At 42.7% G+C, this 12,172-nt stretch carries 11 protein-coding genes and 1 pseudogene; all 12 read right to left on the minus strand.

The features are described from left to right. Positions 1-183 (minus strand): annotated as a pseudogene (locus tag ACQE3D_RS20965) (hypothetical protein); the annotation flags it as partial. 76 nt (positions 184-259) lie between these two features. Continuing rightward, a complete protein-coding gene (locus ACQE3D_RS20970) occupies positions 260-460 on the minus strand; it encodes an MbtH family protein (protein ID WP_064031426.1) in 201 nt (66 codons plus the stop codon). A 50-nt stretch (positions 461-510) separates the two neighbouring features. Beyond that, positions 511-1,200 carry a thioesterase II family protein gene (locus ACQE3D_RS20975; protein ID WP_064031425.1) on the minus strand — a complete coding sequence of 230 codons (690 nt, stop codon included), beginning with the start codon at positions 1,198-1,200 and terminating at the stop codon, positions 511-513. A gap of 549 nt (positions 1,201-1,749) precedes the next feature. Continuing rightward, positions 1,750-3,063: a dicarboxylate/amino acid:cation symporter gene (locus ACQE3D_RS20980; protein ID WP_313730596.1), complete on the minus strand. Its 1,314-nt coding sequence runs from the start codon at positions 3,061-3,063 to the stop codon at positions 1,750-1,752. A gap of 105 nt (positions 3,064-3,168) precedes the next feature. After that, complete coding sequence (locus tag ACQE3D_RS20985; protein WP_071157324.1) at positions 3,169-3,993, minus strand: substrate-binding periplasmic protein; 825 nt, start codon at positions 3,991-3,993, stop codon at positions 3,169-3,171. Further along, positions 3,974-5,377: a hypothetical protein gene (locus ACQE3D_RS20990; protein ID WP_313730594.1), complete on the minus strand. Its 1,404-nt coding sequence runs from the start codon at positions 5,375-5,377 to the stop codon at positions 3,974-3,976. Before ACQE3D_RS20990 ends, ACQE3D_RS20985 begins: the two co-directional genes overlap by 20 nt. Then, entirely contained in the window at positions 5,367-5,975 is a 609-nt protein-coding gene (locus ACQE3D_RS20995) for a hypothetical protein (protein WP_281021412.1), read from the minus strand. The genes ACQE3D_RS20990 and ACQE3D_RS20995 overlap by 11 nt, the downstream gene beginning before the upstream one ends. A 246-nt stretch (positions 5,976-6,221) precedes the next feature. After that, the gene (locus ACQE3D_RS21000) at positions 6,222-7,274 is read right to left on the minus strand and encodes an ABC transporter substrate-binding protein (protein WP_168033266.1); all 1,053 of its coding nucleotides are present in this window, start codon (positions 7,272-7,274) and stop codon (positions 6,222-6,224) included. Positions 7,275-7,411: 137 nt separating this feature from the next. Then, positions 7,412-8,233: a prohibitin family protein gene (locus ACQE3D_RS21005; protein ID WP_064031419.1), complete on the minus strand. Its 822-nt coding sequence runs from the start codon at positions 8,231-8,233 to the stop codon at positions 7,412-7,414. A 129-nt stretch (positions 8,234-8,362) separates the two neighbouring features. After that, positions 8,363-8,851 (minus strand): YcjF family protein, encoded by a 489-nt coding sequence (locus tag ACQE3D_RS21010; protein WP_064031418.1) that lies wholly within the window; start codon positions 8,849-8,851, stop codon positions 8,363-8,365. A 421-nt stretch (positions 8,852-9,272) separates the two neighbouring features. Next, on the minus strand, positions 9,273-10,388 hold the full coding sequence (locus tag ACQE3D_RS21015) for a hypothetical protein (RefSeq protein ID WP_139306187.1): 1,116 nt from the start codon (positions 10,386-10,388) through the stop codon (positions 9,273-9,275). A 115-nt stretch (positions 10,389-10,503) separates the two neighbouring features. Further along, complete coding sequence (locus ACQE3D_RS21020) at positions 10,504-12,168, minus strand: ATP-binding cassette domain-containing protein (RefSeq protein WP_064031416.1); 1,665 nt, start codon at positions 12,166-12,168, stop codon at positions 10,504-10,506. Between the last annotated feature and the right edge of the window lie 4 nt (positions 12,169-12,172).

The raw sequence follows: 12,172 nt of genomic DNA on the forward strand, positions 1-12,172 counted from the left end.
AGACTCGAGTAGCCTCAACGCGGCTTTCAAATGCCCTGAGTTGCCTTGCGTACGCGCTAACAGAGCATCGAAACTAACGGCCTTGCCATCGTTGAAAATGCTAAAAAATGTTTGTTTCCGCAAACCATGTATAACGGGAAGAGCAACAAATCCGTGACAATAGCGGTTGATCAGTTCTAACATTTCAACGTATTCCGATGAAAAATGGCACGTAGCCAATATCCGCCAAAACGGCCCGTCAAACTCGCCGAGCGCCTAATTATTGATCCATAGCCCGCCGCAAACTCAGCGGCCGCATGTCTGTCCACACTTTTTCAATATGATCCAAACACACTTGCTTAAGGCCTTCCGTACCGTCGGCTGTCCAGCCGGATGGCAAATCGCGGCTTTTCGGCCAAATTGAGTATTGTCCCTCGTGGTTCAATACCACCCTAAATATTGTATTTTCGTCGTCGAACACAAGTAATCTCCACAATAGTTATATAGTCATTTAAAAATACGATGCGCAACTTAGCCCGCCAGCGCGTCAATGATCTTTTTGGCCAATTGCTTCAACAAGAATTCATCATCTTTAAAATAAAAATGACCTCCATCGAAATACGTAATATCAATCGGCTGCAAAGTCTCCAGTTGCCAAGCTAGGGCTTGCTCGTCGCTAACATTGTCATAGCGGCCTAAAAACAAATGTACGGGAATATCCAACGCATTCTGCTTTTGATGACAATAAGTCTCTATCATCTGAAAATCCGATCGAATAATAGGTTCGAACAGCGACATGATTTCCTCATCCCGCCAAACCGCATCCGGGATGCCACCCAGCTCTCGCAATACTTGCCTAAATCGCTGACTGGGCATTTTATGTTTTGGTTCGTCTTCGATCACGGAAGGCGCTCTACGGCCGGATAAAATCAATTTCTTAGGTAACGGCATATTTTCACTATCGATCTTCCTGCAGAGCATATAAGCGATAAATGCCCCCATACTGTGACCAAAAAAGGCGTAAGGCCGTTGTAGGCTATCCTTGATCCGTTCGAAAAGGTAATCGGCCATTTCCTCGCTACAGGATATGCACGGCCGCGACATCAGGCTGCCCCGCCCCGGCAACGGCAGAACATTCAAGCGAATGCCGGTTAAACTATTACCCAACTCACGATAACAATGTTCGTTACCGCCGGCAAATGGAAATGCAAAAAGCTCCATTCCTTCCTCAACCTTAACTAGTTAAGACTTCAATCCGCTTAATTTGTGTAGCGGTGAAAAATCAATTTTGTACCGTCGTTGAAAAACATAGCAAAAATTAAGCGGCTGTATAATTTGCAACAATTCGTCAACTCTAGGAAAAGTTCGATAGCTGGTATATAAAAAATAGTCCACACACAAATACCGGATTGTTTAACCTTGAATTACACTGGTCACGGGTTCAGCACAAAATTCAAATTACCGACCACCTAACCCACCCGGCAATCCGTCATAGATTTGCCATTTAACCAACGCCGAATCACTAACGTTTGTTACTGGCGAATAACCGCGTACTTGACTAGCACCATACCTTCTTCCGAAATGGAGAATAATCATTCTTAGTCAGTCCGCCGAAAGTCTATACTCGGGAAACCGTTTTTCCGCTTCAATTCCCAGAAAACCGCCTTCCATATTACCCAATTATCCACAATCCATATTGGATCAAAATAGTGATCGGCTACTAGAAAACCCGAACCGCGCCAACGCGGAAATCGTGATCACTAAAGCGAGCTAAACCCGAGCCGGAGTACAGGTGACGTCGCTATCGGTTTCCGATAACGATACCGCCAACGCACAATTGGCTTGCACATTAAGTGCGGTCACTATCGGATCGACAACGGGATCAATTGCAATGAGCAGAATGATAGCTACACTGCTCGGTAATCCCAACGGATCAAGAATCATCGCGATCATACTCAAAGCCACCATACTTGGCGCACTCGACGAAGCCACGCCGGCCAGTATCGATCCCATAAAAATAATCAAAAGTTGCTCAAAACCAAGCTCCGCACCATAGATTTGCGCAATGAAAATGCTGGATATCGCAAATTGCAATACAGATGCCGGAGGATTGATCGTAGCCCCTAACGGAACAATCAAATCCGAAACATTTTCATCAACTTGCAAATTATCTTTCAAAGCAGCCAATGCGGAAGGAATAGTGGCGAAACTGCTAGCGGTACCCAACGCGACAATCATAGGCTGCCGCAATCCGGAAACCGTTTGCCAATAAGATAATCTGTGTTTTAATTTCCACCAAATAATTACACTGTAAACGATTATCGTAACCACGCATGCGATATAAAGATATTGTATCAATTTAACGGTGGCCCAAACGATATCGATACCCACTTGGGCAATTTGTCCGGCAAATAGGCATAACAAACCAAACGGCAATAAATGCATCATCCAGCCGATAATAGATAAAAACACATGGTAAAACGCATTCACCACAGCCAAAGCGGTTTTATTGGCTTCGGTATCTATCATACCCATGCTAATACCGATCAGTATCGAAAAAAACAAAATTGCCAACGTGTCGCCTCTATCGAGCGAGCTAAAGATATTCTCCGGAATGATCGCTTGAGCATAGGAAAAAACAGTCGGCTTTTGGACTTCCGGCGGCGCCGTTACACTCAATTCTGAACGATTGATAGTCTTACCCAGCGTAACTTGGGCATCGTGTTGCAATCCGTCCCCAGGATGCCCAAGAACCCCGAACGCCACGCCTACGCTGCTGGCAATAACCAAGCCTAAAAACAAAAAGCTACCCAGGCTCGAAAGCTGGCTTTTTTTTATGCCCGAAACAAACAAATTACCCAGACCGGATATCACTGCCGATATCAGAATCGGCAATACCAACATCTGCAGCAACCTTAAATATAAGGTACCTATCGGAAGCAGTTGCCCAGCTAACGACTTATCGAATATGCCAATAGCCACACCGGAAAAAACACCGCCAAAGATCACCCACGGACTCAGCAACCAGGTTTTTTGAGGCTTAAATGAGGCTATTTTTAAAAAAAACCGCTTAAATAAATACATTGTTGTTAATAAATACCGTATTCCCTAGCGACGGAGGCTGCCCGCCCCCAATATGCAACTTAGATGGGAAATATATAAACAGCCAATAGATATAAAAATATCAAACTACTGAATGTTCGAATATTTCGCATTCAATTCCGATATAAAATTATTTTTGGCGTGTTGGATGTATAAATTGAGCCATGCCAACAAGTGAGTATCCCGCCAGTTTACCGCCATCGCCAAAGTATCTTCGCTTTTCTTGATAAACTCCGACTTTAAAAACAAACTATCTTCAGGATGCTGCTTGCTCCAATTCATAACCTCTACTTCGTCATAAAGAAAAGCCAGCACTTTTGCTTTCTTGGTGTTTTCTATTCCTTCGGCCACACTGTCGTAACTAACAACCCCAGCCAGCGGAAATATTTTAGCGGCAAAGTCCACATAAGAACTGCCTTTTAAAACACCAATTTGGATACCGTTTTGATTTAATAATCGCTCGATTTGATTAAAGTCCGGATGATCCTTATATGCGGATAACTTCAGGCGGTTAATCAGCAGCGCTTGTCTCAGCGACCAATAGGGAACGGTAAAGCGCACCATCATCGCTCTATCCAAAGTATCGCTTAACGAGCTAATTCCGACATCCGCTTTTCCTTGGGCGATAATTTGAGCGACCTCGTCAAAAGTCCTGGCTTCTCTGTTTAAAACCAGCTTTACATTCAATTTTTCCGCGATATCTTGTGCGATTTCAATATCAATCCCTTTAAGTTGTTGGTTGCTCGCCCTCTCGCAAAACAGAGGCACGTCATCGTAATACATCGCAACGATTAATTCGCCGCGCTGTTTGATACGCATAATGTCGGAAGGCATTAAGCTGGAATCGTCGGCAACCGCTCCAAAAATCATAAAAAACAGCGACAAAAACAATTTAAAATTTAAATGACGCATAAACCATAGTTTGAATCCACATTTCATTGCCACCGCCAAATACCTGCTTCCCGCCTTTGTTTGGGATAAATGTTTCGATGCCCGCGGCAATATCTACAGCGTCGCTTACGGCCCAATCAGCGACTAAATCAACTTCATTACCGTAGTCGGATGAACTGACACTCCATACCGCCGGATCGTCCAGCTGGTAATTCAAATAAATTAAATTAACGGTAACGCTTTCAGTCGGCGACAACACCAATCTCGTAGTATTAGTGATAAGATCGGTATTATCAAATATAAACTCGCCATTAATTTCACCTTGAAACCAAGTGCCCCAAGTTTTAAACCCGAAATTCATGAAGTCAAAACCTCTTTGCATGTAAGCATAGCGATAACTTAGCGTCGGCTGCCAAGGAGTTTCTGAAAAACGGTATTCAATTTGACCAAAACCGCCGGAAATGGATTTTTCACCCATATCCCCGTACCAATAAAGAGTCGGATTATTCGGATCAACGTCGGTTAACTTATTGTTAAGCTGATAAACATATTCAGTGCTAATCGATAAACCAGGCAATTCATGCGGCAATGGCTTAAAGTCCAACCGAAAGTCATACGCATCGGTGACAGCAGTCAAACTGCCACCATAATGATCATCGTTAATATAGCTGAATCCGACATTAACAACATCCTTATAATTATATTCCATATTCATCCCTGTATATCTCTTCCGATTCTCCGGATTTCTGGGATTGTTTTCCAAATAAAAGCCTTCGAATTTCAGGCCTTTGAAGTTAATGCGGGCAATCAGTGTATTGACAAAGACCGTTCTCGAACCTATCCAATAAGAACCTCGAAAACCACCATCGTCGGTACCGTTTGCCAATAACAAGCCGGTTCCCAACTTATAATCTTGAGACCCGGCTGAAAAGTCAATCGCGTCCTGTCCCAATGCTTCAAATAATTTGCCGGACTTCCAGCCGATATGCATTTGTTCCGCCATCATCCATTCTTTAAAGTCCGGGTAAGGGGCATAATCATCTCTAGAGGAATGTGGGTGCCCCCTAAAAGTAATACCAGAAGGATCGTGTCCAAGCATCGCGCTATAAATCATACTAAAATCGCTGTATAGCTGACTGCCCTCGCCCAGATTCAGCCCCCCGCGTATTTCCGGCTCGAAAGTATGTTCCCAATAAATATTACTTAACTTATCCGCGCCAGGGTCTCCGGAGCGTTCGTTAATTTCCCCCAAGGCCGCCATTTGAACTTGCATTCTGCCGGAAAGAAAGCCATATTCTCCTTGATACACAGAATATTCCGCGCTTGCCGAAGACGCCGTCAGCGAAATAGTAATGAAAAAAATCCGCCGCCATGGATTTTGGTTTAAAAATGAATTAATCTTCATCTTCAGGCGTGCTTGTTGCCGTATAACCAGCTTGATTGCTCGTCCATTCCATGCAAACATAATCTACGGAAAACTCGGTGGGCAGCGTAATTTCCAATAATTCTTCCGGCGACATTTCCAATACAGCCTGATTGTCGAATTTATATGGAAACGGTTTATAACCAACGAAATCGCGACTTAACGCGACAATTCGCTTTAAGGTACCTGGAAAACGCTTTTCCCACGCTAACGCGGCTGTCTGTACCGAACGCATTTTATCGATTAAATATTTATTGGGAATTGGGCACTTCCGATGATCGGCAACTAAAAACTTTGTCGCTGTTTCATTTGCCGGAAAAAGCGGGTACCAAGAACAGTCCATAGGCTTAAAATCCCCGTTTTTACAAGGCTTTGAACATATAGCGTGAAGATTGTCTTGAAAAGCCAAATGATCGGTTTTCAGATCTACTTCGCCAGCCAACTCATATTCACCAGGCAACAGCATAATCCAATTACCACCGCGGAATTTACAGCAGGCGTATCCGCAGAGCGCTTGGCGCTCCATGCATGCCGAGAAAACACCGTCATCATTTAAAACTGTATTTCCCGTGTTGTACATAAACCGCTATTGACCTATTTAAGCAACGCCATAACCGAGGATGAATAAATGTGTAACAGTTAGATATTGATTACTTATCCTTCACGACATCCGAAGCGCATAATAAAATTATTCCGATGAATGGGGTGAACAGCAAAGAACCGAATAAATACCCCCAAAAGCCAAACTTTTTATTTCTCCCCAAAAACGCGATAAACCAGCTGACAAGCACATAAACTAGCGAAATTACGATTACCATAAACCCCTCTATTCGACCAGGACAAAACGCCCATCAACTATCTGCTTGATATATATTTCTTTATTGCTAGCCAAGCCATTTTTGTCAAAAAAATATCCGCCGTAACCTTGCGCGTAACCATATTTCAACGTTGAAGCCACTTGAATAGGGTTGCTGCTCCCGGTCTTTTGAATAGCATCGGCTAAAACCCGTATCGCCTCGTAGCCCTGATAAGCGCTATAGCTACCCTCTACGCCATATGTGTTCTTGAATTTTTCGTTAAATTCATTTTTTCCCGAAAAAATCGATGCTACATAGGTTTGATTCGCAGTTTGGTTAGACCAATCCCATATTTTTAGGATATCCAGACCGTCCCCTCCAATAATCGGCTTATTAACCCCCATTTCACGCAATTGCTCAATCATTTTAGCCGCATGCTCTTCCGCAGCCGCCATCACAACCGCGTCAAAATCCTTATTCATCAAATCGTAAATCATTCCTTTATAATCGGATTGCTCCACGAAAAACGATCGAGCGGCTACGATTTCCAGCGGTGGCTCAACTTGGGCGGAAAAACGCTGATACAAATTTAAACCATACAAATTCCTAGAAAATACCAGCAAAAGCTTATTCCAGTTTCTTTCCTTAGAAAACTTAATTAATTTACCAACAAAAAACTCCTCGGTTGGAATAATGCTAAAGGTATATATAAAGTTATGCTCCGTCAACAAATCAGCAGTGGCTGCCGTAGAAATGAATAAAATACCGTTATATTCGTAAGTAATCGAGGCTGGTATTGCGGATGCCGAAGAAGAATGCCCTACGACCGCGACAATTTTATGATCCTCCGCGATGCTTAACCTCGAGTCCTGCGCACTATCATCAGTCGTATCGTCATACTCGTGAATAACCAATTTAGCCTTAACCTTTTTATCATCCAATTTAAGCACAAGCCCTTGTTCATTTACTTCCTTTACGGCAAGGTTAACGCCATCCATAAAAGCTCTATCGCTGTCCAGCCAAACCGCGGCGACATGAATCTCGCCATCCCCTTGATTAGCAATGTCCGAACGCGTATTCAACGAATAGTCGTAGGTTAATGTGTACGAAAAAAAGCCTCTGTAAACTCCAAAAGAAATACCGAAAAATAATGCAACGTGAAAAATGGTCCGTAAAGTTGCCTTTATATTTCTAAGTATACTAACCTGTATGCGCATCTTTATTGCCCGGACTCACCACCAATGATAATAGGCAATTGATTACCGCCATTACCAATAATGACAGTTTTCGCATTATTCGATTCAGCTAATGCACGCGTCGCCTCTATACCCTTCCATTTCAAAACGTCATTATTCAAAGATTGACTGATTCGAGTATTGTAGTTATATATCCCATCCGCCTCGATTTTCTTTCTTTCCGCCTCCTGCGTTTCTCTCGCCAACTTATATTGATAGGCTTCGGATAATTGCTTCTGCTCGATCTTTGCCTCAATTGCATCCTCGACTTGTTTGGGTAAGATTACTTGCTGTAAAACAACATCCTGAATATAAATGTAATTTTTTTCTACTTCGGACGCCGCTTGAACGATAATGTTATGCAGACTTTCCCCTTTGGTCGTATAAATATCACTAACAGAGGTTTTACCGGCATGTACCCGAAGCGTATGATCAACTTCCGGTATAACAATTTTTTCCAGGTAATCCGGTCCAATTTTTTGATGCAATATACCGACCGAATCACGCTCCGGATAGTAGCGTATCGAAACTATAAGCTCTATTCTTAATCCTTCTTGAGTAAGCACCGAGAGTGAGTGTCCTTGTTGCTGAACCCTAGTGTTGTAAATCGCCATAGAGTTCCAAGGAAAAATTATGTGGAACCCTTCCTTATACACTCTATCGGTAACGGTACCGCCAGCGAACCTCTTATATAGAACGCCCGCCTCACCCGCCTTGATAGTAATAAACATCGTCTGATAAAAATACGCAACGACTAATAAAACAATAATCGTAGAGGTGATTACGGCAGGTAGAAAGCGCTTCATCGTTTAAATTGAGCTCAGAGTTAAATATGAAGCTCATGCCTCAAAGGAAATTAAAAATGAGCCAATCGCGGTCAGTCGTTGATACCGAACCGCGATCCGCTCATCGTTATATTTTTAATTCTCAAAAGATCAGGCAGTTACTTTTTTAGCGTCAGAGGATGCCGCCACGGCTTTACCCTCTTTAAATTTTTCGGAATAGTAGGCTCTAACTTGTTCTGGGTCGAATGTCAGAAAAGTACCGCCCGATTCAAAATGTTGAATAAAGACTTTACCAACCGCATAAGTCGAGGCACCGGCAATCAACGGCAAACTCACCGCACCGACCGTTGAACCGACAACCGGTATCGATTTAAATAAACTCATGACCAGTGGCGTTACCGAAGTCGGAAAGCTACCACCTATTAAAGCGGCCAAAGCATTTTTGCCCTTACCCTCCATAAAAGTCACGCCATAAAGATGGCTTAATCTTCTCAGCATCTCCAGTTGTATACCGGATACCGCCAAAAAATCAAAAATAGGCACTGGCACTAAACCAGCAGCCATCGAAGCATACATGCTTTTCTTTACCAAATCATGAGCAGCATCTATTGCATTATCAGTTTTTACTAAGTCAGTCATTACATCACACCTCGGTAATTTGCGAAAAATCAAACCTCACTGCTATTCAACAAATCGATACATCGATAGCAAGCAAGACGAAATATTACAATTCATGACAAAAGGCGGTGTACGCATAACAGAATGCAACCGAACATTGCCACGACTCCTCTACAATAAGCAACCCAATACCAATTGCTTAACACTTTTATTCAAACTATCAATATCAAACCTCCTTCAGAAACAGCCACTTCTAAAACACCATCAGCATTTTCCATTCTTTAAAATGCAAAAGATGGAATAAAAACCATGCTCCAGATATTGCCAATCGTTACTACGAAATATTGATATCCTCCATTAGAGAGAGAATTTAAAATAAAATCTCCATACTTTAGAAACAACTCAATAAATTCGGTTTTATATCGATTGCGATGTATTGACCCTAGTATACCTTTATCAGTTGTTGAACCGGCATATCTTTAGGATCCAACGAAACGATCGTGAATAAGTCATTTAACACTCTAAACGAATCCCTGTTCCAGGTAACGTACCCCCCATCGTTGAGATCCGCTATCTTATATTGGTTTCCGTTATATTCTACTTCCAAACCTGAGTCCACTAATTGCGCACCTTCAGACCATTGCAGAGTCAAAATTGGCCTGCGCTCGGTTTCCGGAACATCCTGCAAGTTTTGACCGGATGCCAACCAACGCTCAAAATGTTTTTGCGCCAGTCCCAACGCCCCTAAAACACCGTCGAATGAGCGCATGACAAAAGAAACCTTAGGAATGCCGTCGCTTACTCCAAGCACAAACGGACTGTCTTCCCAAAAACCGTACTCGTGCGAAGAGTACAATTTTTCTAATAACGGCAAGGCCTCGGGTGGAATAGTCAACACATTTTGGCCATTTTCAGTATCGATTCTTAGGACTTGCTGCAACTGCATTTGTCTAGCAAGACCCGCCAAGCGTAAAAAATTTCGAAAATTCTTGGGTTGGTCCTGATCAGCGATATTGTTTAAAACCAATCTTTTTCCTGACGGATAATCGAGAACAATTGAGACAACCAAAATACGCATTAGTTGATTAACCGGTACACCTTGCCTTAATTGTTCGAAAAAAATCCTACTATCGACCGGTGTATACGCGGTTTTGGCAAACGAAGCACCGCTCAACGGCGCGAAGGAGAAGGTCGGCGATTCAGTCGCGCTTAAGCCCACGGTACCTGTAAAACTAAATACCTTAGTAGCGAGAGTAGCCAACGATGCCAGCGCGGCAACCAACGGCATCGATGTATTGGTGTGGGTTGTCTGCGTACCGACAGTTGCTCCAAAGGAAAACGACGCGTTGACGCCCGACATCTGTAGAAAATGTGACGGAACGGAATTCGCTCTACGCGCCAAGTTTAGCAACATTTGCTCGTCGGACAACGACGCATGATTTTCCGAAACGTCCCGGAATTCGCTTTTCAAAGCCGCGCCGCCACATCCGGACGTAGCGAGCGATATTGCAAGTAACGAAACCAAATAACCCGACTTTTTTCTATTTATTATCTTCAACTTATGCCTCCTCTGTATAAATTTTTCACTCTTCGGCACGGCCGTAAATTTATGTATAAAGCTATCAACTCTAAGTGAATGAGTATTATTTTATTAACCCAAAAGCCAGTGGAGCTTATGTATTAACGTTTTCTTCTTCCCTCAGCTGCCCCATGTCGACAACCAATAAGCGGTCACAATGGGTAAAATATTTTTCGTCGTGAGTAACAACAATCACGGTCTTTTGTTTTTCCTTCAACTTTTGCAAAATAACATCATAAAAAAACTGACGAAACTCTGGATCTTGGTCGGCAGCTACTTCATCGAACACATAAATAGCTTTATCTTCCAAGAGAGCAATTACCAAGGCCAAACGTTTTTTCTGCCCGGTCGATAAATTAATATTGGTGAACCTGCCATTCTTGAAGCCGGTTTTCTTCTCCAAACCCATTAGAATCAAATATTCGTTGACCATTTCGACATCAACATTTTGCTGCCCATAAAATCGGTCGAATAAATGAAAGTCGGTGAAAATAATCGAAAAAAGGCTTCTATAATCAATCAATAAGTCATTTCCTATGGTCTTATTGTCTACGATGATCGCGCCCGAACTCGGCTCGTATAAGCCCGTCACCAGCTTAAGAATAGTCGATTTTCCGCTACCGTTACCGCCACGAATAAAAACAAGCTCGCCTCTGTTCAAGTTCAAACTGAAGGGGCCTACCGAAAACGGCCGCCCCTGGTCTGTGTTCGGATAACTAAAATATAGTTGACTGATGGAAATCCGATTAAAATAATCCGGAGAAACAAACGCGCGTTGTCCACTTGAAACACTTTCCTGCGCGACATTCAATTGCGACTCCAATTGATGCAAAAAATCGATCGCCACATTCGCTCTAGCCATGCTAGGAACCATATCGATAATGACGACGATGGGCCCCATGATAAAAAATATAATCGTAGTGATAGACATAATTTTATCGGCCGTTAAACTACTTAACTGCGGCAATAAAAACACAACCGATGCCATTAAAATATAAAAATATAACTGCGCATAAAGTTGCAAATTGACATTACTAATGTCGGTCGACACATTATTCCGCCAAGCTTCTTCCGAAACCTGCCTCATATAATTGCCATATAAGTCATCCGTCTTTTCCCGGTTGATCTTCAGCTCCTTAAAACCGTCCAACACATGTTGCATATAAGCAAAATATTCATTATCTTTTTCCATGGCTTGTTGCATCGAAACGCTGATCGATTGAACGAGGACATAAATACTTATCATGGCGCCGGCGATACAGACCAAGGCCATCATCAACGCCATCTTCGAAATCGTCGCCATATAAATGAAAGAGCAAATCAACATCACAGTAGCTGGAACACCTTCGGCAAGCCGATGCGCCGCTTGGGAAATCAACTCGGTCTTTTCCGATAACAAGGAAAGAATCTGCGACTTGCCTATGGACTCATAAGACAGAAGCTTTATTCCTCGCAGCAAATACAGTACGCGTGTTCTATAATCAAAAATTCCACCCTGTACTAACTCGGTGATCCTATGCGTCACATAACGCTTAGAGACAAAATACAAAGCCACCGACAACACAAATAAAATGAATAAACGTTCGTCCAAATCCGGCTTATCAAAGTCTTTTGCCGCAGCATTCAAGATCACCAACGTCAAAGCGTTAATAATCCCCGATATTAACGCGGAAGAAACCAATAAAAATTTTTTTTCTTGGTTTTGTATATTTATAAATTCCAACAATTTAGGCCGAAACAGGCCCAATTTTCCTGTCATCTTG

The sequence above is a fragment of the Methylomonas sp. MS20 genome (assembly GCF_050275925.1).
Taxonomy (GTDB): Bacteria; Pseudomonadota; Gammaproteobacteria; order Methylococcales; family Methylomonadaceae; genus Methylomonas; species Methylomonas koyamae_A.